The sequence below is a fragment of the Neoroseomonas marina genome (genome assembly GCF_012927745.1).
GTDB classification, from domain to species: Bacteria; Pseudomonadota; Alphaproteobacteria; order Acetobacterales; family Acetobacteraceae; genus Neoroseomonas; species Neoroseomonas marina.
Genome location: NZ_JABBKX010000003.1, coordinates 250,181 through 269,760, shown reverse-complemented (window position 1 = coordinate 269,760; position 19,580 = coordinate 250,181). Strand labels below are relative to the sequence as shown.

The following is a 19,580-nucleotide window of genomic DNA, read 5'->3' as shown; positions in this document are numbered from 1 at the left end:
CGGATTCTAGGCAGCCTCGCCCGCGGCCCAGCCGCTCGACCACGCCCACTGGAAATTGTACCCGCCGAGCCAGCCGGTGACGTCCACCGCCTCCCCGATCACGAAAAGACCAGGGATGTCCTTCGCTTCCATGGTCTTGGAGGAGAGCGCGGCGGTATCGACGCCGCCGAGCGTGACCTCGGCCTTGGCATAGCCCTCGGTTCCGGCGGGCGTCAGGCGCCAGGCGTTCAGCAGCGCGCCGAACGCCTTGAGCGGCGCGTCGCCCATCTCTCCCATCACGCGCGGCGGCAGGTGCAGCGCGGCGAGCGCCTGTGCGAGGCGCTGCGGCAGCAGGTCCGACAGGATGGTGCGCGCCTCCGCCTTCGGCCGCGCGCGCTTGGCGGCGAGCAACTCGGCCGCCGCGTCGCGGCCGGGCAGGGCGTCGATGGTGATCGACGTGCCCTCGATCCAATAGGAGGAGGCCTGCAGGATCGCCGGGCCGGACAGGCCGCGATGCGTGAACAGCATCGCTTCCGGGAAGGCGGCCTTGCCGCAGCGCGCGACGACCGGCAGCGCGACGCCCGCGAGCGGGCGCATCAGCTCGAGGTCGGCGCTCGCGAAGGTCAGCGGCACCAGGCCCGGGCGCGGCGCGACGATGGGCAGGGCGAAGCGGCGCGCCACGTCATGCGCGAAGCCGGTCGCGCCCATCTTCGGGATCGACAGGCCGCCCGTCGCCAGCACCAGGCTGTCCGAGGTGAAGGCGCCGCGGTCGGTCGCGACGGCGAAGCGGTCGCTGCGCGTGACATCGGTGATGCGATGGCCGACCCGCAGGTCGACGCCAGCGGCCCGGCATTCATCCAGCAGCATCTGCACGATCTGGCGGGCCGATCCGTCGCAGAACAATTGCCCGAGGGTCTTCTCGTGGAAGGCGATGCGGTGCTTGCCCACCAGCGCGATGAAGTCGTGCTGCGTGTAGCGGGCGAGCGCCGAGCGCGCGAAGTGCCGATTGGCCGAGAGGAAGCGTTCCGGCACGCAGCCGAGATTGGTGAAGTTGCAGCGCCCGCCGCCGCTGATCAGGATCTTCTTGCCCGGTTCGTCCGCGTGGTCGAGCAGCAGCACGCGCCGGCCGCGCTGGCCCGCGCGCATGGCGGCGAACAGTCCCGCCGCGCCGGCGCCGAGGACGACGACATCGAAGTGGGTCACGCCGCGGCCGCCAGCCCCGCCATGGCGCGGCCCACCGCCTCGGCGACGCGGATGCCGTCCACGCCGGCCGAGAAGATGCCGCCGGCATAGCCCGCGCCCTCGCCGGCGGGGAACAGGCCGTGGGTGTTGATGGACTGGCAATCGGCACCCCGGCGGATGCGGATGGGGGAGGAGGTGCGCGTCTCCACCCCCGTCATCACCGCGTCGTTCATGTCGTAGCCGCGGATCTGGCGGCCGAAGGCGGGCAGCGCCTCGCGGATCGCGGCGACGACGAAGTCGGGCAGGCAGAGCGACAGGTCCGTCGGCGTCACGCCCGGCTTGTAGGATGGGACGACCGAACCCAGCGCCGTCGAAGGCCGCCCGGCGAGGAAGTCGCCGACCAGTTGCGCGGGCGCGCGGTAGTCGCCGCCGCCGGCGACGAAGGCGCGTTCCTCCCAATGCCGCTGGAAGGCGATGCCCGCGAGGGGATGGCCCGGATAGTCGTGCTCCGGCGTGATGCCGACGACGATGCCGGAATTGGCGTTCCGCTCGGCGCGCGAATACTGGCTCATCCCGTTGGTCACGACGCGGCCGGGTTCGGAGGTCGCGGCGACGACCGTACCGCCGGGGCACATGCAGAAGGAATAGACCGACCGCCCATTCCCGCAATGGTGCACCAGCTTGTAGTCCGCCGCGCCGAGGATCCTGTTGCCGGCGAAATCCCCGAAGCGCGCGCGGTCGATGATCGACTGCGGGTGCTCGATGCGCACACCGATGGAAAAGGGCTTCGCCTCGACGAAGACGCCGCGGTCGAACAGGGTCTGGAAGGTGTCGCGGGAGGAATGGCCGATGGCGAGCACGACGTGGTCGGTCTCGATCGTCTCGCCGGCCTCGGTGACGACGCCGCGCATGCGGCGCTGCCCGTCGCGCTCGGTCTCGATGATGAAGTCGGTCACCTTGGTCTGGAAGCGGTATTCGCCGCCGAGGGCGGTGATCTTCTCCCGCATGCTCTCGACCATCGTCACCAGGCGGAAGGTGCCGATATGGGGCTTCGCCACATACAGGATTTCCTCCGGCGCCCCGGCCGCGACGAATTCCGTCAGCACCTTGCGGGAGACGGATTCCGGCGCCTTGATCCCAGAATAGAGCTTGCCGTCGGAGAAGGTGCCGGCGCCGCCTTCGCCGAACTGGACGTTGCTTTCCGGCGTCAGGACCGATTTGCGCCACAGCGCCCAGGTGTCCTTGGTGCGTTCGCGCACCACCTTGCCGCGGTCGAGGATGATCGGCCGGAAGCCCATCTCGGCCAGGATCAGCCCGGCGAACAGGCCACAGGGGCCGGAGCCGATGACGACCGGGCGCCTCCACCCGCTCGCCGGGGCATGGGCGACGTGGCGGTAACTCGTGTCCGGTGTCGGGCCGAGGGTCCGCGCCAGCGCCTTGTCCCGCGCGACGCGGCGCAGCAGGGCGGCCTCGTCGGCGACCTCGATGTCGACCGAATAGACCAGGTGGATGTCCGACTTCTTCCGCGCGTCCCAGGCGCGGCGGGCGACCTGGACCGCGCGCAGTTCGTCGGCGCCCAGGGCCAGGCGCGCGCGCACCGCCGCCTCGATCGCCCCTTCGGGATGGTCGAGGGGCAGTTTCAGTTCCGTCAGTCGCAGCATGGGGCGCCTATAGCACGGCCCCGCCGGTCAGTGGCCCCCGCCGAGATAGGCGTCCCGGACCTCGGGCATGGCCAGCAGTTCCTGGCCCGATCCGCGCAGGGTGATCCGCCCGTTCACCAGGACATAGCCCCGGTGGGCGAGGCGCAGCGCCTGGTTCGCGTTCTGCTCGACCAGCAGGACGGTGAGGCCCTCCTTCTCGTTCAGGTCGCGGATCGCCGCGAAGATCTGCCGCACGATCAGCGGCGCGAGGCCGAGGGAAGGTTCGTCCAGCAGCAGCAACCGGGGCTTCGACATCATCGCCCGGCCGATGGCGAGCATCTGCTGCTCGCCGCCCGACAGGGTGCCCCCGCGCTGGGCCTGCCGTTCCTCGAGCCGGGGGAACAGCGCGAAGACCTGGTCGAGCAGCGGCTTCGGGTCGTGCCCGGCCACCTGCGCGCCCATCAGCAGGTTCTCCATCACCGACATGCGCGGGAAGACGCGCCGTCCTTCCGGCACCTGGGCAAGACCGAGGCGCATGATCTCGTGCGTCGGCATCCGGGTGATGTCGCGGCCCTCGAACAGGACACGGCCCTTCTGCGCCTGCGGGGCGCCGCAGATCGTCATCAGCAGGGTCGACTTGCCGGCGCCGTTGGCACCGACCAGCGTCACGATCTCCCGTTGGCCGACCTCGATGGAGACGTCGCGCAGGGCCTCGACGGCGCCGTAGCGGGTCCAGACGCCTTCGATGGCGAGCATGGGCGCGCTCATGCCTCGTCGCCCTCCCCGAGATAGGCGGCGATGACCTTGGGATCGGCGCGCACCTCGGCCGGGGTGCCGTCGGCGATCTTCTGGCCGTGGTCCAGCACCACCACGCGGTCGGAGATGCCCATCACCACGCCCATGTCGTGCTCGATCAGCAGCAGGGAACAGCCGCCGTCGCGGATGGCGCGCAGCAGCACGGCGAGTTCCTCGGATTCCTTCGGGTTGAGGCCCGCGGCGGGCTCGTCGAGGCAGAGCAGCACCGGGTCGGTGCACATGGCCCGCGCGATCTCGAGCCGGCGTTGCTGACCGTAGGGCAGGGCGGCGGCGGGGTCGTCGGCGCGGTCCATCAGGCCGGTCTTCCCGAGCCATTCGACCGCCTTGGCGATCGCCGCCTTCTCGGCCCGGCGATAGCCCGGCGCGCCGAGCAGCCCGCCGATGCCGAAGCCGCTCGCGGCCATCAGCGTGTTGTGCTGGGCGACGAGGAGGTTCTCGAGCGCCGTCATGCCGGGAAACAGCCGGATGTTCTGGAAGGTGCGGGCGACGCCGGCGCGCGCGATCCGAAAGCCCGCCAGGCGCTGCAGTTCCACCGGCGCCCCGTCCCGGTGCAGGCGCAGCGTGCCTTCCGTGGGGCGGTAGAAGCCGGTGATGCAGTTGAACATCGTCGTCTTGCCGGCGCCGTTCGGGCCGATGATGGCGGTGATGTCGCCCCGCATGGCGGTGAAGGAGACTGTGTCGACGGCGGTCAGGCCGCCGAACCGCATGGACAGGTTCTCGGCCTCGAGGATCGGGGCGGGCATCAGCCGTGCCCCTCGGCGACGTGCTCGGCCCCGATGCTGCGTCGTTCACGCAGCGCGACCGTCGGCGTGCGGTGGCCGACCAGGCCGCGCGGGCGGACCACCATGATCAGCACCATGGCACCGCCGAAGACCAGCATCCGCCATTCGTCGAGGTCGCGGAACACCTCGAAGCCGCCGATCATCACCAGGGCGGCGAGCGCGATGCCGATCTGGCTGCCCATGCCGCCCAGCACGACGATGGCGAGGATGATCGCGCTTTCGATGAAGGTGAAGGATTCCGGGCTGATGAAGCCCTGCCGCGTGGCGAAGAAGGATCCCGCGAAGCCGGCGAACATCGCGCCCAGCGCGAAGGCGGTCAGCTTCGTCGTGGTCACGTTGATGCCGAGCGCGCGGCAGGCGATCTCATCCTCCCGCAGCGCTTCCCAGGCACGCCCCAGGGGCTGGCGGCGCAGCCGGATGCTGATCCAGTTCGTCAGCAGGGCGAGGGCGAGGATCAGGTAGTAGAGGAAGACGACGCGATGCGTCGGCGATGGCTCGATGCCGAAGAAATCGGCGAAGGAGCCCGGCCCCCCGCCGGCCGAGAAGGTCAGGCCGAAGAAGGAGGGGCGGGGGATGCCGGTGATGCCGTTCGGTCCGCCGGTCAGGCTCGCCCAGTTGATCAGAACGACGCGGATGATCTCGCCGAAGGCGAGCGTCACGATGGCGAGGTAGTCGCCGCGCAGCCGCAGCACCGGAAAGCCCAGCAGGATGCCCCAGAAGGCCGCGAGGATGCCCGCGAGCGGCAGGCAGACCCAGAAGGACAGGCCGAAGGTCGTCGCCAGCAGGGCGTAGGAATAGGCCCCGACCGCATAGAAGGCGACGTAGCCGAGGTCGAGCAGCCCCGCGAGCCCGACCACGATGTTCAGCCCCCAGCCGAGCATCACGTAGGTCAGCACGAGGATGCCGAGGTCGAGCTCATAGCGCCCGGTGCCGGGGATGAAGGGCAGCACGATGGCGAGGCCGAGCAGGATCGGTGCGACGGTCCGCCCGGCCTTGCGCATGGTCTCGGCATGCGCCGCGGAGGCCGGCTTCGCGTCCCCGCGGAAGGCCCTCCAGGCGAGCAGGGCGAGGCGGCCGGCGAAGGCGATGGCCACGAGGATCGCGACATCGCCCCAGCGCTGGCGCAGCATCAGCGTTCCGCTCGGCGAGACGTCCGTGCGCAGCCCGACGATCGGGACAAAGAGGCCGAGGGCGACGAGGGCGGTGATCGCTGCATCCTTCAGCGCCGCGGCCATGGCACTGGGCCGCGCCCCGGCCTCCGTGGTGGCGCTCATACCTTCTCGACCTCGGCGCGGCCGAGCAGGCCGGTCGGCATGAAGATCAGCACGATGGCGAGGATCGAGAAGGCGGCGACGTCCTTGTACTGGACCGAGAAGTAGGCGGACCAGAAGGTCTCGATCAGCCCGATGAGCAGACCGCCCAGCACCGCGCCGGGCAACGATCCGATGCCCCCCAGCACGGCCGCGGTGAAGGCTTTCACGCCGGCGAGGAAGCCGATGTAGAAGTCGATCACGCCATAGCGCAGCAGGTACATCGTGCCCGCGACCGCGGCGAGCGCGGCGCCGATCACGAAGGTCAGGCTGATGGTGCGGTCGGTGTCGATGCCGAGGAGCGAGGCCATCCTGCGGTCCTGCTCACAGGCCCGCATGGCGCGCCCGAGTGGCGTTCGCGTCACCAGCCAGGTGAAGACCGCGAGCACGCCGAGCGTCACCGCGATGATCAGCATCTGCATGTAGGAGAACTGCACGACGAAGCTGTCGATATGCAGCACCGTCACGCCGCCGGGCAGCAGGGGTTCGATCGGCTTCACCCGCGCCCCTTGCGCCACCTGCACGTAGTTCTGCAGCACGATCGACATGCCGATGGCGGAGATCAGCGGCGCCAGGCGGAAAGATCCGCGCAGCGGCCGGTAGGCGACGCGTTCCACCGTCCAGCCGTACAACGCGGTGACCGCCATCGAGGCCAGGAGCACGATCAGGATGGCGGCCGGCCCATCCATGATGCCGCCCGAGACGAGCATCACCACCGAGATCAGGGCCACGAAAGCCCCGATCATGAAGATGTCGCCGTGGGCGAAGTTGATCATGCCGATGATGCCGTAGACCATGGTGTAACCCACGGCGATCAGGCCATAGATCATCCCGAGGCTGATGCCGTTGATCAGCTGCTGCAGCGCGTAGGCCACGTGCTCCCCCGACTTTGTCTCCCACCGGCAGGCTAGAGCAATATCGGGGCCGGCGGTATCGCCCGGGCGATTCTCCGGCCCGTGGAACCCGGGTCACATGTCGGGCTGCCCCATCCTTGCGCCGGAGGACGACCGAGGGCAGGAGAGCGCCCCTTCCTCCGGGAGTCGTTGCCCATGTTCCGCCGCCTGACCGTCGACGTGCCCCGCATCCTGCTCGGGCTGTTGTTCCTGTTCGCCGCCGTGGACGGCTTCGCCTGGATCCTGACCGGGCATCGGCTGGTCCACCCGCCGACCTCCGCGGCCGGCCTGCGCTTCGAGGATGCGCTGAAGGACAGCGGGTTCCTGTGGCCCCTGATGAAGTCGATCGACCTGATCGCGGCGCTGCTGCTGCTGACCAACCGGGCCCCGGCGCTCGGCCTGCTTCTGCTGCTGCCGATCATCACGGTGATCGTGCTGTTCCATCTCGTCCTGAATCCGGGGGGGACCCCGATTGCCGTCGCGCTCGCGGTGCTGACGGCGATGCTCGTCTTCGCCTATCGCGACCGGTACCAGGCGCTGCTACGCTGAACGGCGTCAGGCGCCGGCAGGCTCGTCCTTCGGCGCGTCCTCCACGGTCGCGGCGACCGCTGTTTCCGCCGCGGGGAGCGGGGGGAGGGGCGCCGGCGGCTCGAAGGGCGGCAGGGGTTCGTCGTTCGCGCCGACCATCACCGAGACGTCGACATGCAGCCGGGCGAAGTCCTCGGCCTTGCCGAAGAAGCCGCCGCCGACCGGCACCGCCTGTTCGGGCGTGCGCGTCGCACCGACGCGGACGAGATTCTCGCCCGCCACGAGACCGTTGGTGGGGTCGTATTCGACCCATCCCGCGCCCGGCACGTAGATCGCGCACCAGGCATGGGTCGCGCCGCCGCCGACCACGCCGACCCCCTTCGAATCATAGAGGTAGCCGCTGACGAACCGCGCCGCGAGGCCGAGGCTGCGCGCCGCCTCCATCATCAGCAGGGTGAAGTCGCGGCATGCGCCCCTGCCGGATTCCAGCGTCGCGACGGGACTGTTGGTGCCCTCCGAGTCGCGCGCCTCGTAGGTGAACTCGTCGCGGATGGCGCGCGTCATCGCCTCGAGCATCGGCAGGGTGCGCGTCGCGCCGCCCTGGGCCATGAAGCGCCGCGCCCAGGCATCGACGCGCCGCTGCGGGTCCGGCAGGTGACGCTCGCGCAGCCGGGCCAGGTCCGGCGCTTCTTCGGCGGCATAGGAGAAGGGGAAGAACTCCACCGTCGGATCCACCGTCGCGCGCGGCAGCTCGGCACCGGCGGGGTAATGGGTCAGGTCGAGCTCGGAGACGATCTCGAGATGATCGGTCCGCGATTCCGGCTCCCAATCCAGCAGGCAGACGGAATTGCCGAAGACGTCGTGCGCCCAGCGGATGACGCGCGGAGTGGGGGAGACGGCCAGCGTCGCTTCGTGCAGGCGCAGGTCATGGCTGTCGCGCGGGCGCACCATCAGGCGATGCTGCGTCAGCCCGACCGGCGCGCGGTAGTCGTAACGCGTCAGGTGGCGGATGCGGATGCGGGCCATGGGCGATCTCCTCGGGGCCGCGCAGATATAGCGACGCGACCCTGGATCAATGCAGGGCCTGGCTGCCCTGTGTCGTGCGGACGGCGAGGAAGGCGCGCACCGCAGCGTTGAAGCGCCGCGTCGCGGCGGCATACTCGGCCATCAGCCGCTTGGCGGCCTCGAGGGCCAGGGCGGCCTCGTCGCTTTCCGGACCCGCGGCCACGGCCTGCATCAGCAGGTTCACCTCGCGGATCAGGGCCATGTCGGCCTCGCGCTCTGGCCAGTCGATCTCGGTCACGTGACGTCCGTGGTGGGCGTGGAACGGGGTCTATCGCGATCTGGGCGACCTTATCGCGAAGGCAAGCAGGTGACGCCTTCGTGAGCGATTCGTCACCAGGAAAAGAACGCATGGGAATCGCGGGTGGCTGTCGCGGAACGCGACGCCCCAACGCCGTCGTCACGTCGCGTCGGTTGCGATGAACGCCTCGTTCTCGCGGCGGATGCGGGCGGCGTCGTCGTCATAGAGGAACGGCAACGTGGCGTAGCGAAGACCGCGCGTGACGCGTGTGGCCTCGTGCAGGAGGGAGCAGGAAAAGACCACCGCCCCGCCGACCGGCGGTCGATATCGCCGCGCACCGAATTCGGGGAACCAGAGATCGCCCCCGTCGAAATCGTCGTTGAGGTTGATCGAGACGGCGAAGCGGCGATGCGCGGTGCCTTTGGTCGTGTTGTCGCGATGGGCGCGGAAGTGCCCCCCATCCGCTGCGTCGTAGCGGGCGACGATGTAGCGTTCGATCCGCGTCGCGTGGAACTGAAAGGCCTTGCGGATCTCGGGCACGAGGCGGCGGCCGAGGCGGACGCGCAAGGCTGCGCGAACCGCTTCGTCCTCGATCTCGTGGTCCTTGCGACGCTTCCGGGCGGGATCCAGCGCGCCGACGGTGAGGCCGCCGACTTCGCGCATGAAGCCGCTCTCGCTGCCGCCATGCGTCTCGTACAGGGCGATCAGCTGGCGACAGAACTCCGCTTCGAGAATGCGCGGCAGGACCAGGACCGGGGCCGGGATCTCGGCGCCTGCATGCATCCCGGGGTCGGGCAGCGTGCCGAGCCGCGCGAGGAGGCCGTCGATGCCACCAATCGGCGTCACGGCCAGGACCCGCAACATCGGATCGAGCAACAGCGCGAAGGGCTGATAGGTCTGCGGCGCGGCTTCGGTCGTTGCGCCATAGAGCCGGCTCACGACGGCATCATGGTCGCGGAAGACCCGCAGGCCCGGAATGGTGTCGGCGAGGTGCGCATCGCCGCGCGAGACGGTCACCGCGAAGGCGCAGGCGCGTTCGTCGTCGAGCAGGCCGGTGGACTGGGCGCGTCGCAGGCTGTCCCAGGCGGCGGAGCAGGCCTGGTGTTGCGCCGACCCGAGAAAGGCGATCAGGACATATCGGCCGGCGACCGTGTCGAACGCGAAGCGCGGGTTGCTGTCCGTCGCCGCGTGGAAGACCGGCGCCGGATCGCCGGGCAGGAGGCGGCGCGGCGGGGTTGGCGCGCCTGGCGCATCGGACATCGGGCAGGGATCCTCGATTTGGCGGACATGGCGCCGCCTTCTTCCACCGCGGGGTTAGCATGCGGAATGGAACCGACCCAGCCAGGCGGCCGATGTCACGCGAGGATGACGGCCGCTCCGATGCGGGCCCGTGCGCCAGTGCAGCGATGTCGCTTAGAGGGGAATGGTGCCCAGGGGCGGGCGGAAGCCAACCCGCTGATTCAGCACAATAGTGCAGGTGGGACGATCGGGGAAGCCCAGGGATTCCCTCGGCCTCAGAATCCGAGTGTCCCACCGACCATCGGTTCGGGGGGCGCCGGCCATGGCTGACGGACGGTTCCCCATGCGGCCCGCACCGGCGACCAGGCAGGCGCGATTTGCCGAGCGCCAGCATCGGTGGCGCACGCTCGTGCAGGGCAAGTATCCCCGTCACGCCGAGCTCAACCCCCACCTGGATCTCATCGTCCCGGAGATGTTCGAGCGGGCGGTGCGGCTACTCGGGCCGATGCAGGAGTATGCCCTCGGCAATGCCGGTGAGCCGGCAGTCCGCATCAATGTGGAGCCTGACCGAAACGCAGCGGGGATGGCTGCGGGACATCAACGACCTGTTCGCGGCCCCTGGCTTGGCCGTCGAGCGGGTGCCGGTCGAGGGCATGAAGCCGTGGGTGACGCTGACCCGGGACCAGGTCCGCGACGGTCTCCGCTCCAAGGGCAGGTTTGGTGACGCGACGGGTGACGCGAAGCTAACGGGCGCCGAGCGCAATGCGCTCTACAAGATGCTCAACACCTTGAAAGACAAGGGGAAGATCGGCCTCACCGACCAGCTTGTGTGGCTGCTGTGAGCGCGCGTCACCCACGTCACCTTTCCGCGTCACCCATCGATGCCGCTTGCCGTCTGCGTCACCCACGTCACCCCCCTCCTTACAGGAGGGGTGACATGGGTGACGCGGCGCGGGTGACGGAGCCATTGGAGGCACTGGCCGCCCGCGTCGCCGGCCTGTTCTTCTCCTTCCGCGACCCCGAGGCCTTCCACGTCGAGAAGCACAGCATCGCCCGGGAGATGCAGCGCCTGGCCGAGGCCATGCGGGGGCAGGGATGAGCCTCTTCAAACTGACGGGCCAATGGAGCCGGACCAGCGTCTCGGTCGGGGCCGGATCCTGGCTCGACGCATGGCGCCGGACGTTCTGCTGGATCTGCAAGCGCACGGATCGGCCGCTTGCCGAGGACCCGCACCGAAAGGCCGAACGCCGGCGCACGGTCATGGTGTGCGAGGCGTGCTGGAAGAAGGCGAACGCGCCTCGCCCGGTTGGGAGCAAGATCAATTGACCCGCTTCTACGGCACCGCGGAATGGAAGGCCCTGCGCGCGGCATGCCTGCGCGCTCACCCCATCTGCGCCACGTCCGGGTGCGGTGCCCGCAGCGTCGTGGCCGACCACGTCATCCCGCGCCGGCAGGGCGGGACAGACAGCCTCGACAACCTGGTGGGCAGGTGCCTCGCCTGCCACAACGCGCGCCGCGGTACCGCCGAGCCTCGATTGAAGGGCTGCGGCGCCGACGGCACGCCGCGCGATCGCGCGCACTGGTGGAACGCAGGAAATCTCTCAGGGCCGGGGGCAGCGACCGTTTGGGGGGAGCCGAAACCAGTTAGTTCTCCGCCCGGCCGGCGGGGGCGCCGCTGATGGGCAGGCGCGGGCCCGGCGCGAAGCCGGCGCGAGCGGCCCCTATCCCCGCGGCAAAGCCTGTCAGGCGGCGCGCAGGCGGCGCCACGCGGGCGGAAAGGGTGATCCGCTGGTGCGAGGGCCTCACCATCACCAGCGGCGCCTACGCGGGCCGGAAGCTGCGCCTGAAGTCGTGGCAGAAGGACATCCTTCGGCGCATCTACGCGGAGGGCCCGGGCGGGCGCCGGCCGGTGCGCACTGCGCTGATCAGCATGGGCAGGAAGTCGGGTAAGACGACGCTTTGCGCGGCGCTGGCGCTCTGCCACCTGGTCGGCCCCGAGGCGGTGCCGCGCGGGCAGGTGGTGAGCGCCGCCGCGGACCGAGGGCAGGCCGGCATCCTGTATGCCGAGCTCCGCGCCTTCGCCCTGACCGATCCGGCGATTGCTGACCGCCTGGTGTTCCGCGACTTCAACAAGACGGTCGAGGACGTGGTGACGGGCTCGACCTTCGCCGCGCTGTCCGCGGATCACCGCAAGGCGCACGGCCTGTCGCCCACCGTCGCGATCTGCGACGAGGTGGCGCAGTGGCGGGGGCGCGAGCTCCTCGACGCGTTGCAGACGGGGCAGGGGGCGCATGCCGAACCCCTCTTGCTCGCGATCAGCACGCGGTCACCCGATCCGGACAATCCGCTCGAGGAGATGATCCGCTACGCCGCGCAGGTGGACGACGGGACGATCGAGGATCCGACCTTCACGGCGGCGATCTACTCCGCGCCGCTCGAGGCCGACCCGTGGGCCGAGGACACCTGGCGGGCGGCGAACCCGGACGCGGACGAAGTGCGGATCGCGGACATCCGCGTGCAGGCGATGCAGGCGCGGCGGCTACCGAGCCGGGAGCCTGCATTCCGCGCCTACTCCCTCAACCAGCCGGTCACCGCGGAGGAGCGTTTCATCGGTCCGGCGGATTGGGATGAAGGAGGAGCCGGGCACGGATGCCTTCGAGGCCGAGTACCGTGCCGCGCTGGCCGCCGAGCGGACGCCCAAGGCCCCGAGGCCGCAGCCGAAGGGGATCGTGCTACCGGGCAGCATCGACGCCCTCTGCGTCGCCTACTACGGCTCAGCCAAGTTCAAGGGCATGGATGAGCGGTCCCAGCGCGTGCGCCGGCTCATCCTCGACCGATTCCGCGTGGAGCACGGCACGAAGCGCGCGAGCCGGATGGATGCCGCGTTTCTCGAGCGCCGGCGCAATGCGATGGCCGAAACGCCCGAGGCCTTCAACTCGCTCCTGAAGGGGCTGCGCGCGGCATACGAGGCCGGCTTGAAATTGCGTCTGGTCAGCAGCAATCCAGCCTCCTCCGTCGCCTACCTTGCCTCACAGAACCCGGACGGGATCCACGCGTGGACGACGGAGGAGGTGGAGCAGTTCGAGGCGAAGTACCCGGTCGGCACGAAGCCCCGTCTGGCAATGGCTCTGCTGCTCTACACCGGCCAGCGGCGCAGCGACGTTGTGCGCCTCGGCCGGCAGCACGTCCGCGGCGACGTTCTGACCTTCACCCAGCAGAAAGGCCGCAAGCGGAAGCCGGTGCAGCTCACCCTACCGATCGTGCCGGAACTCGCGCGCATCATCGCGGCGACGCCTTCGGGCGGCCTGACGTTCCTCACGACGGAGCGCGGCACGCCCTACACGGTCGATTCGTTCGGCAATCGCTTCCGCGCCTGGTGCCGAGCCGCCGGCCTGCCGCATTGCTCGCCGCACGGGCTCCGTAAGGCCGCCGCGAGCCGGCTGGCCGAGCTCGGCGCGACCGCGCACCAGATCATGGCCGTGACCGGCCATCGCACGCTGAAGGAGGTGGACCGCTACACCCGCGCGGCCACGCAGAAGACCATGGCGGAAAGCGCGATGGCGCTCGTGAGCGCACAAGAAAAGTCCCACCAGGGCGCGGCAACGCCCGAGTGGGACGAAAACAACGCACAAGCTACTGAAAACATAGGGGAAAAAAGATGGATGGTGCCCAGGGGCGGAATCGAACCACCGACACTGCGATTTTCAGTCGCATGCTCTACCAACTGAGCTACCTGGGCCCATGAGGTTCCCGTGGGAACCCGGCGAGGCGGCGGGAAATAGCGGAGGGCGCGACGCCTGTCCAGACGGGTCAGGCATCATCCTCGTCGATGCGTTGCGCGTCCTCCGCCTCGCCCGGAATTGCGTAGCCGCCGGTCAGCCAGCGGCCGAGATCGACCTGCGCGCAGCGCGGGGAACAGAAGGGGCGGTTCTCCTCGGATGCGCGGCGGCGGCAGACGGGGCAGCGCGGCGGGGGCCTCGAATCAGCGGCCATGATGATCCTCCTCGATCTGGGGCAGCGGCGCCGCGGGATCGGGCAGCAGCCGCAACGGCCCGCCGCACGATTCTGCGGCCTCCTCCAACGCGCCGGGCAGGCCCTGCAGCGCCCCCAGGACGGCGGGCGTGGCGCGCAGGGCGAGGCGCTGCCCAGGGCGCGCCGCGGCCTCCCGCACGGCCGTTCGCAGGGCAGCGAGGCCACGGGTCAGCGACGATGGCGGCACGCCGATGACCTCGTGCAGCGGCGGATGAATGCGGTCGCGCACGATCTCCGCGAGGCCAAGATGCGTGAAGCCCAGCAGCCGCGCATGGCGGTCCGGCCGCAGCGCCTCGCGCAGGGGATCGGCGAGGGCCGCGCGGCGCTTCGGCGACAGACCGGCGAAGTCGATCAGGATCGCCCCCGCCAGGTTCCGCAGCCGGATCTGACGGGCAAGCTCGGGCAGCGCGGCGCGGTTCAGCGCGGCGACGGCATTCGGCCCGCGCTCCCCGGCGGCCGCGCCGGCATCCATGTCGATGGCGACGAGCGCGGGGGTGGGATGGATCAGCAGCCGCCCGCCGCCGGACAGAGGCGCTTCGGGACCGGCGAGGAGATCGAACGCCGCTTCGAGCGAATCGTCGAAGGCGGGCGCGGCAAGCCGCACCACGCGCTCGCCCAGCGTGCCGCGCAGCCGGGCGGCGAGGGCGGCGCCGTCCACCCGCAGGTCGGCCTGCGGTAAGCGTGCGGCCAGCCGCTCGGCGGCCGACGGGCCACGCGCGACGAGCACCGGCGCGCCCGGCGGTGCGGCAGCGATGCGGGCGGCGTCCACCGCGGCGAGGCGTGCCGTCATGCGGGGGCCCTTGCCGCCCTGGGCGGCGCGAGTGACGCGCAGCGGCAGGATCATGCCCTCGTTCACCGCCGCGGAGATCGGGCGCCGGTCGTCGCTCGCTTCCGATTCGGGCAGGAAGCCGGTCTCGCCGCCGGCAAGCGCAACGAAGGCGCCGGCCATGGCGGGCGCAACGGCCGAAATGCGGCCGCGATGCAGGTCGCCCACGCCATCGGGGCGGGCAGGGCGCTCGATCCAGGCCTCGGTGAGGACGCCATCCTCGATCAAGGCGGTGCGGACCTCCCCCGGGGAGGCGCTGACCAGGATCGTCGCGCCGCGGGACGCGCGGGGGTCTAGGGCCGCAGCCATCCGATGCCGCGCAGCAATTGCGCCGTCTCGAAGAGGGGCAGGCCCACCACGTTGGAATGACTGCCGGAGAGGAAGCGGATGTACTGCTCCGCCCGGCCCTGGATGGCATAGCCGCCGGCCTTGCCCTGCCATTCACCGGAGGCGAGGTAGTCCTCGACCTGCTGGCCGGTCAGGCGCTGGAAGGTCACGTCGCTCGCGACCACGCGCTTCAGCCGTCGCCCGTCGGGCAGCGCGAGGACCACGGCGGTGATGACGCGGTGCTTCCGGCCCGACATCAGCGCCAGGCAGTCGCGCGCCTGCGCCTCGGTCTCGGCCTTGGGCAGGATGCGGCGACCGACGCCGACCACCGTGTCCGCCGCGAGCACGATGCCGGCGGGCGCCAGGGCCGCCGCCGCCTCGGCCTTGGCGAGCGCGAGCCGCGCCGCATGGGGGCGCGGGATCTCGCCCTTGTAGGGCGTCTCGTCGATGTCGGTGGCGATCACCCGCTCTGGCACGATGCCGAGCCGGGCGAGGAGGTCGAGGCGCCGCGGGCTGGCGCTCGCCAGCACCAGCGGCGGGCGCGTGTCAGCCACGGGGCAGTTTACTTGAAGCGGAACGTGATGCGGCCCTTGGTCAGGTCGTAGGGCGTCATCTCGACGTTCACACGGTCGCCGGCGAGCACGCGGATGCGGTTCTTGCGCATCTTGCCGCTCGTGTGGGCGAGCACGATGTGGTCGTTGTCCAGCTTCACGCGGAACATGGCGTTGGGGAGAAGTTCAACGACCTGGCCGCTGAACTCGATCATGTCTTCCTTGGACATCGGGCCTCGTATCTGGGGCGCTGCGCGCGCGAAAAGGTTCGCGGCACGGCGCGCCGCGCGGAATCGGGCGGAAAATGGTCCTCAGGGCCGCGCGGGTCAAGCGCGGCGTCGCGTCAGCCGCCGAGGCGCAGGGCCACGCTGCGCGCATGGGCGGTCAGGCCCTCGGCCTCGCCCAGTGCCACGGCGGCCGGGCCGACCACGGCCAGCGCCGCGGCATCGGCCTCGACCCAGGTGGTACGCTTGAGGAAGTCGAAGACCGACAACCCCGAGGCGAAGCGCGCCGTCCGGCCGGTCGGCAGCACATGGTTCGGCCCGGCAACGTAATCGCCGACCGCCTCGGGGCAGTAACGGCCGAGGAAGGCGGCGCCGGCATGGCGGATCGACCCCAGCAGCGCGCGCGGATCGTCGACCATGAGCTGGAGGTGCTCGGGGGCGAGGCGGTTGGTCAGCTCGGCGGCCTCGGCCAGGTCCCGCACCAGGATGACGGCGCCGTGCCGCCGCCAGGATTCGCCGGCGATGGCGGCGCGGGGGAGGTGCCGCAGCTCCTCCTCGACCGCGCGCGCGACCGCCTCGGCCAGGGTCGCGTCGGGGGTGATGAGGATCGACTGCGCGCTCTCGTCGTGCTCGGCCTGGGCGAGGAGGTCCACCGCGACATGGCGCGGGTCGTTCGCGGCGTCGGCGATGACGACGACCTCGGACGGGCCGGCGATGGAATCGATGCCGACGCGGCCGAAGACCTGGCGCTTCGCCTCGGCGACATAGGCGTTGCCGGGGCCGCAGATGCGATCGACCGGGGCGATGGAGGCGGTGCCCCAGGCCATGGCCGCGACGGCCTGGGCGCCGCCGATGCGGAAGATCTCGGTCACGCCGGCGCGCTTGGCGGCGGCGAGGACCAGGGGGTTCATCTCGCCCTCGGGAGTGGGGACGCACATGGCGATGCGCCCGACGCCGGCTGCGCGGGCGGGGATGGCGTTCATCAGGACGGAGGACGGATAGGCCGCCTTGCCACCCGGGACGTAGATGCCGACGGCGTCGATCGCGCCCCAGCGCATCCCCAGCGTCAGGCCGGCCGTATCCTTCATCTCGAGGTCGCGCGGCAGTTGCGCGCGGTGGAAGGCCTCGATGCGCTCGGCGGCGAGGTTGAGGGCGGCGCGGCGCTCGGCGTCGATCCGGGCGTCGGCGGCCTCGATCTCCCCGGGCGTCACGCGCAGCGCGGCGGCGCCGGCCGGCGCCCAGCCGTCGAAGCGGGTGGTGAGGTCGATCAGCGCAGCATCCCCACGGGCCCGGACATCGGCGATGATGCCGGCGACCACGCCGTCGACGCGCGCGGTGGTGTCGCGCGCTTCGTCCAGCAGGGCGGCGAAGGCGGCGGGGAAGTCGGGCGAGGCGGTGCTGAGGCGTTTCATGGGCGGGCCGGTCTGCGCAGGATGCCGCCCCGCCTATACTCCTTCCGCCGACCCGTCGAGCCGTCCCGTGCGGGCGGCGGTCATCGCCTGCGTTCGAACCAGCCGACGATGCCGCGCGGCAGGAACAGGATGAACAGCACCAGCAGCACGCCATAGACCAGCGGCGCCGCCCCGATGAAGGCGGTGCCGAAGGATACGCGCAGCGTTTCCTCGAGCGCGATGGTGAAGGCCGCCCCCACGGTCGGGCCGAGCATGGAGTACATCCCGCCCGCCAGCGCCCCGAAGACGATCTGCAGCGAGATGCCGATGCCCGCGAGCGATTCCGGGTTCAGGTAGAGCCGGTACTGCGCCCCGAGCGCGCCGCCGAGTGCGGCGAAGCCGGCGGAGATGAGGGTGATCATCATCTTCTCGCGCGTGACGCGGATGCCGATCGAGGCGGCGGCGTCCTCGTCCTCGCTGATCGCCGTCAGGGCCCGGGCGGACATGCTGCGGTCGATCCACCACCAGGTGAGCAGCGCGAAGGCCCAGACCAGGACCGCGAGCCACCAGAAGCCATGCTTGCCGAGCTGCATCGCCGCCAGCGCGTTGTCCGGTGACAGCCTTGGCGTCATTCCGAGCGAGCCGCCGGTGATGTTGCGCAGCGCGACGATCAGGATGCGGACGATCTCGCCGGCCGCGAGGGTGACGAGCGCGAAGTAGTGCCCGACCACGCGCAACCGGAAGCAGGGATAGGCGAGCAGCGCGGCCGCCGCCATGCCGAGCGCGACGCCCGCCGGCAGGCCGATCCAGGGCGTCAGCCCGGCGTAGTTCCACAGCAGCGCCATGGTGTAGGCGGCGATGCCGATGAAGGCGCCATGGCCGAAGGAGACCAGGCCGAAGCGCCCCATCATCGCCCAGCCGGTGCAGGCCACGGCCGAGAGCATCGTCGCGATGCCGAGATGGAGGAAGTATTCGGGCAGGCCGAACAGCGGCAACGCCGCGAGGACGGCCAGGAGCGCGATGGCGGCGCGGATCATCGGGCGAAGAGCCCCCGCGGCCGGGCGAACATCACCACGATGAAGAAGACGAAGGCGACGACGTAGCTCATCTCGGTGTTCCACCAGAAGCCGCCGGTCGAGATGATGACGCCCATGAGGAAGGCCGCGAGGAAGCCGCCCAGCATGTTCCCCAGCCCGCCCATGACGCAGATCATGAAGGTGATCGGCCCGAAGGACAGGCCGATGAAGGGATGCACGTCGAGCTGCACGACCAGCAGGCAGGCCGCGAGCCCCGCCAGCCCGCCGCCGACCGCCGAGGCCACCAGGTAGATCCGCTGCGGGTCGACGCCCATCAGGGGCATCACCTCCCGGTCGCGGGCGATGGCGCGGATCGCGGTGCCGACATAGGTGAACTTCAGGAAGGCCCAGAGACCGGCCGCGCTGACCAGTGCCGCCACGAAGGCGACGAGCTTGGTGCCTGAGACGAAGATCTCGCCCACCTCCATCGGCGGCATCTCGACGCCGAGGGACCGGAAATCCGTCCCGAAGGTCAGCATCGCCCCGCCCTGGAGGATGAACAGCACGCCGCCCGTGGCCAGCACCTGGGTGATCGGCGGGCTGCCGAGCAGCGGCTTCACGACCAGCAGGTGCAGCAGCAGCCCGAGCATCGCGACGACCGGCAGGCAGGCGGCGAAGGCCAGGCTCAACGGCCATCCGGCCTGGGTGTGGAGGAACCACACGCAGTACATGCCGACCATCACCAGCTCGGCGTAGCAGAGCCAGACCACGTCGACGACGCCGAAGACCAGGTTCAGCCCGAGGACCGGCAGCGCGAAGACGCCGCCGAGCAGGATGCCGTTGACGATGGCTTCGAGCAGGAACGGATCCATCTCAGTGCCCCCCGAGGAAAGCGCTGCGGATCTTGGGGTCCGAGGCGAGCGCGGCCGAGGAGCCCTCGGCCACCACATGCCCGGCATCGAGGACATAGGCGCGGTCGACCACGCGCAGCACCTGCGCCACGTTCTGCTCCACGATCAGGACGGTGAGGCCCTCGGCGCGGATGCGCTGGACCAGGGCGAAGACCTGCGCGACGACGAGCGGCGCGAGGCCGGCGGAGGGCTCGTCGAGCAGCAGGATGCGCGGGCTCGACATCAGGGCGCGGCCGATCGCGCACATCTGCTGCTCGCCGCCGCTCATGGTCCCGGCGAGCTGGTGCCGGCGTTCCTTGAGACGCGGGAACATGTCGAACACATAGGCTTCCCGTTCGGCGTAGCGGCGCCGCGCTGCCGGGATGTAGGCGCCGACCTTGAGGTTCTCCTCCACCGTCAGGTGGGGAAACAGGCGGCGGTTCTCCGGCACATGCGCGATGCCGATGCCGGGCAGCATGTGGGCCGGCGTCGCGGCGATGTCCGTGGACCCGAAGCGGGCGGTGCCCGCCTTGGGCCGCAGCATGCCCGAGATCACGCGCAGCAGCGTCGTCTTGCCCGCGCCGTTCGGGCCGACGACGCCGACCGCCTCGCCTGGCGAGACCTTGAGGCCGACGTCGAACAGCGCCTGGA

The 19,580-nt window shown here is 70.6% G+C and carries 21 protein-coding genes, 1 tRNA gene and 2 pseudogenes; 6 read left to right on the top strand and 18 right to left on the bottom strand.

Features of this window, described 5'->3' with window-relative positions:
• Positions 1–6: 6 nt before the first annotated feature.
• From GWK16_RS11375 to GWK16_RS11350, 6 genes are read right to left on the bottom strand one after another with little or no spacing between them, the layout of a single operon-like run.
• Positions 7–1,182 carry an aminoacetone oxidase family FAD-binding enzyme gene (locus GWK16_RS11375; RefSeq protein ID WP_170054079.1) on the bottom strand — a complete coding sequence of 392 codons (1,176 nt, stop codon included), beginning with the start codon at positions 1,180–1,182 and terminating at the stop codon, positions 7–9.
• Entirely contained in the window at positions 1,179–2,822 is a 1,644-nt protein-coding gene (locus tag GWK16_RS11370; RefSeq protein ID WP_170054078.1) for an NAD(P)/FAD-dependent oxidoreductase, read from the bottom strand. Before GWK16_RS11370 ends, GWK16_RS11375 begins: the two co-directional genes overlap by 4 nt.
• A 27-nt stretch (positions 2,823–2,849) precedes the next feature.
• Positions 2,850–3,569 (bottom strand): ABC transporter ATP-binding protein, encoded by a 720-nt coding sequence (locus GWK16_RS11365; RefSeq protein ID WP_248291314.1) that lies wholly within the window; start codon positions 3,567–3,569, stop codon positions 2,850–2,852.
• The gene (locus GWK16_RS11360) at positions 3,566–4,360 is read right to left on the bottom strand and encodes an ABC transporter ATP-binding protein (RefSeq protein ID WP_170054077.1); all 795 of its coding nucleotides are present in this window, start codon (positions 4,358–4,360) and stop codon (positions 3,566–3,568) included. The genes GWK16_RS11365 and GWK16_RS11360 overlap by 4 nt, the downstream gene beginning before the upstream one ends.
• Positions 4,360–5,673, bottom strand: a complete 1,314-nt coding sequence (livM, locus tag GWK16_RS11355) for a high-affinity branched-chain amino acid ABC transporter permease LivM (RefSeq protein WP_170054076.1) — start codon at positions 5,671–5,673, stop codon at positions 4,360–4,362. The genes GWK16_RS11360 and livM overlap by 1 nt, the downstream gene beginning before the upstream one ends.
• On the bottom strand, positions 5,670–6,584 hold the full coding sequence (locus tag GWK16_RS11350; protein ID WP_170054075.1) for an ABC transporter permease subunit: 915 nt from the start codon (positions 6,582–6,584) through the stop codon (positions 5,670–5,672). Before GWK16_RS11350 ends, livM begins: the two co-directional genes overlap by 4 nt.
• 174 nt (positions 6,585–6,758) lie before the next feature.
• On the opposite strand from GWK16_RS11350, the gene GWK16_RS11345 reads away from it, so the two are divergent.
• On the top strand, positions 6,759–7,151 hold the full coding sequence (locus GWK16_RS11345; protein ID WP_170054074.1) for a hypothetical protein: 393 nt from the start codon (positions 6,759–6,761) through the stop codon (positions 7,149–7,151).
• Between the two features lie 6 nt (positions 7,152–7,157).
• Here the strand turns inward: GWK16_RS11345 and GWK16_RS11340 are convergent, their stop codons facing one another.
• The 3 genes from GWK16_RS11340 to GWK16_RS11330 all read right to left on the bottom strand — a co-directional run bounded on the left by GWK16_RS11340 (position 7,158) and on the right by GWK16_RS11330 (position 9,693).
• The gene (locus tag GWK16_RS11340; RefSeq protein ID WP_170054073.1) at positions 7,158–8,156 is read right to left on the bottom strand and encodes a transglutaminase family protein; all 999 of its coding nucleotides are present in this window, start codon (positions 8,154–8,156) and stop codon (positions 7,158–7,160) included.
• 46 nt (positions 8,157–8,202) lie between these two features.
• Positions 8,203–8,433, bottom strand: a complete 231-nt coding sequence (locus tag GWK16_RS11335) for a hypothetical protein (RefSeq protein WP_170054072.1) — start codon at positions 8,431–8,433, stop codon at positions 8,203–8,205.
• Positions 8,434–8,592: 159 nt separating this feature from the next.
• The gene (locus GWK16_RS11330; RefSeq protein ID WP_170054071.1) at positions 8,593–9,693 is read right to left on the bottom strand and encodes a 2OG-Fe(II) oxygenase; all 1,101 of its coding nucleotides are present in this window, start codon (positions 9,691–9,693) and stop codon (positions 8,593–8,595) included.
• A 533-nt stretch (positions 9,694–10,226) separates the two neighbouring features.
• Here GWK16_RS11330 and GWK16_RS11325 point away from each other — a divergent pair.
• From GWK16_RS11325 to GWK16_RS25860, 5 genes and pseudogenes are all read left to right on the top strand, one after another.
• Positions 10,227–10,514 (top strand): hypothetical protein, encoded by a 288-nt coding sequence (locus GWK16_RS11325; protein ID WP_170054070.1) that lies wholly within the window; start codon positions 10,227–10,229, stop codon positions 10,512–10,514.
• A 95-nt stretch (positions 10,515–10,609) separates the two neighbouring features.
• A complete protein-coding gene (locus GWK16_RS11320; protein ID WP_170054069.1) occupies positions 10,610–10,771 on the top strand; it encodes a hypothetical protein in 162 nt (53 codons plus the stop codon).
• A 22-nt stretch (positions 10,772–10,793) separates the two neighbouring features.
• Positions 10,794–11,351 (top strand): HNH endonuclease, encoded by a 558-nt coding sequence (locus GWK16_RS25865; RefSeq protein WP_408903916.1) that lies wholly within the window; start codon positions 10,794–10,796, stop codon positions 11,349–11,351.
• The gene (locus GWK16_RS11310) at positions 11,351–12,472 is read left to right on the top strand and encodes a terminase large subunit domain-containing protein (RefSeq protein WP_170054067.1); all 1,122 of its coding nucleotides are present in this window, start codon (positions 11,351–11,353) and stop codon (positions 12,470–12,472) included. Before GWK16_RS25865 ends, GWK16_RS11310 begins: the two co-directional genes overlap by 1 nt.
• Positions 12,465–13,196: pseudogene (locus GWK16_RS25860) on the top strand (tyrosine-type recombinase/integrase); the annotation flags it as partial. The gene GWK16_RS11310 and the pseudogene GWK16_RS25860, both read left to right, overlap by 8 nt.
• 139 nt (positions 13,197–13,335) lie before the next feature.
• Here the strand turns inward: GWK16_RS25860 and GWK16_RS11305 are convergent.
• From GWK16_RS11305 to GWK16_RS11265, 9 genes and pseudogenes are all read right to left on the bottom strand, one after another.
• Positions 13,336–13,411: transfer RNA gene (locus tag GWK16_RS11305), tRNA-Phe, on the bottom strand.
• A 71-nt stretch (positions 13,412–13,482) separates the two neighbouring features.
• Positions 13,483–13,665 (bottom strand): DNA gyrase inhibitor YacG, encoded by a 183-nt coding sequence (locus tag GWK16_RS11300; protein WP_170054066.1) that lies wholly within the window; start codon positions 13,663–13,665, stop codon positions 13,483–13,485.
• The gene (locus GWK16_RS11295) at positions 13,655–14,839 is read right to left on the bottom strand and encodes a ribonuclease E/G (RefSeq protein WP_170054065.1); all 1,185 of its coding nucleotides are present in this window, start codon (positions 14,837–14,839) and stop codon (positions 13,655–13,657) included. Before GWK16_RS11295 ends, GWK16_RS11300 begins: the two co-directional genes overlap by 11 nt.
• A complete protein-coding gene (locus GWK16_RS11290; RefSeq protein ID WP_170054064.1) occupies positions 14,824–15,411 on the bottom strand; it encodes a Maf family nucleotide pyrophosphatase in 588 nt (195 codons plus the stop codon). The genes GWK16_RS11295 and GWK16_RS11290 overlap by 16 nt, the downstream gene beginning before the upstream one ends.
• A gap of 8 nt (positions 15,412–15,419) precedes the next feature.
• The gene (gene infA, locus GWK16_RS11285) at positions 15,420–15,638 is read right to left on the bottom strand and encodes a translation initiation factor IF-1 (RefSeq protein WP_137128126.1); all 219 of its coding nucleotides are present in this window, start codon (positions 15,636–15,638) and stop codon (positions 15,420–15,422) included.
• A gap of 113 nt (positions 15,639–15,751) precedes the next feature.
• Positions 15,752–17,044, bottom strand: a complete 1,293-nt coding sequence (hisD, locus tag GWK16_RS11280) for a histidinol dehydrogenase (protein WP_170054063.1) — start codon at positions 17,042–17,044, stop codon at positions 15,752–15,754.
• Between the two features lie 80 nt (positions 17,045–17,124).
• Complete coding sequence (locus tag GWK16_RS11275; protein ID WP_170054062.1) at positions 17,125–18,060, bottom strand: branched-chain amino acid ABC transporter permease; 936 nt, start codon at positions 18,058–18,060, stop codon at positions 17,125–17,127.
• Positions 18,057–18,911 carry a branched-chain amino acid ABC transporter permease gene (locus GWK16_RS11270; protein WP_170054061.1) on the bottom strand — a complete coding sequence of 285 codons (855 nt, stop codon included), beginning with the start codon at positions 18,909–18,911 and terminating at the stop codon, positions 18,057–18,059. The genes GWK16_RS11275 and GWK16_RS11270 overlap by 4 nt, the downstream gene beginning before the upstream one ends.
• 1 nt (position 18,912) lies before the next feature.
• A pseudogene (locus tag GWK16_RS11265) lies at positions 18,913–19,557 on the bottom strand (ABC transporter ATP-binding protein); the annotation flags it as partial.
• Positions 19,558–19,580 lie beyond the last annotated feature (23 nt).

Bases quoted from the DNA above. Each gene is read 5' to 3' on its own strand.
- GWK16_RS11370 (WP_170054078.1), bottom strand. From the start codon at position 2,822: ATGCTGCGACTGACGGAACTGAAACTGCCCCTCGACCATCCCGAAGGG.
- GWK16_RS11365 (WP_248291314.1), bottom strand. From the start codon at position 3,569: ATGAGCGCGCCCATGCTCGCCATCGAAGGCGTCTGGACCCGCTACGGC.
- GWK16_RS11360 (WP_170054077.1), bottom strand. From the start codon at position 4,360: ATGCCCGCCCCGATCCTCGAGGCCGAGAACCTGTCCATGCGGTTCGGC.
- livM (WP_170054076.1), bottom strand. From the start codon at position 5,673: ATGAGCGCCACCACGGAGGCCGGGGCGCGGCCCAGTGCCATGGCCGCG.
- GWK16_RS11345 (WP_170054074.1), top strand. From the start codon at position 6,759: ATGTTCCGCCGCCTGACCGTCGACGTGCCCCGCATCCTGCTCGGGCTG.
- GWK16_RS11340 (WP_170054073.1), bottom strand. From the start codon at position 8,156: ATGGCCCGCATCCGCATCCGCCACCTGACGCGTTACGACTACCGCGCG.
- GWK16_RS11330 (WP_170054071.1), bottom strand. From the start codon at position 9,693: ATGTCCGATGCGCCAGGCGCGCCAACCCCGCCGCGCCGCCTCCTGCCC.
- GWK16_RS11325 (WP_170054070.1), top strand. From the start codon at position 10,227: ATGTGGAGCCTGACCGAAACGCAGCGGGGATGGCTGCGGGACATCAAC.
- GWK16_RS11320 (WP_170054069.1), top strand. From the start codon at position 10,610: ATGGGTGACGCGGCGCGGGTGACGGAGCCATTGGAGGCACTGGCCGCC.
- GWK16_RS25865 (WP_408903916.1), top strand. From the start codon at position 10,794: ATGGAGCCGGACCAGCGTCTCGGTCGGGGCCGGATCCTGGCTCGACGC.
- GWK16_RS11310 (WP_170054067.1), top strand. From the start codon at position 11,351: ATGGGCAGGCGCGGGCCCGGCGCGAAGCCGGCGCGAGCGGCCCCTATC.
- GWK16_RS11300 (WP_170054066.1), bottom strand. From the start codon at position 13,665: ATGGCCGCTGATTCGAGGCCCCCGCCGCGCTGCCCCGTCTGCCGCCGC.
- GWK16_RS11295 (WP_170054065.1), bottom strand. From the start codon at position 14,839: ATGGCTGCGGCCCTAGACCCCCGCGCGTCCCGCGGCGCGACGATCCTG.
- infA (WP_137128126.1), bottom strand. From the start codon at position 15,638: ATGTCCAAGGAAGACATGATCGAGTTCAGCGGCCAGGTCGTTGAACTT.
- hisD (WP_170054063.1), bottom strand. From the start codon at position 17,044: ATGAAACGCCTCAGCACCGCCTCGCCCGACTTCCCCGCCGCCTTCGCC.
- GWK16_RS11275 (WP_170054062.1), bottom strand. From the start codon at position 18,060: ATGATCCGCGCCGCCATCGCGCTCCTGGCCGTCCTCGCGGCGTTGCCG.
- GWK16_RS11270 (WP_170054061.1), bottom strand. From the start codon at position 18,911: ATGGATCCGTTCCTGCTCGAAGCCATCGTCAACGGCATCCTGCTCGGC.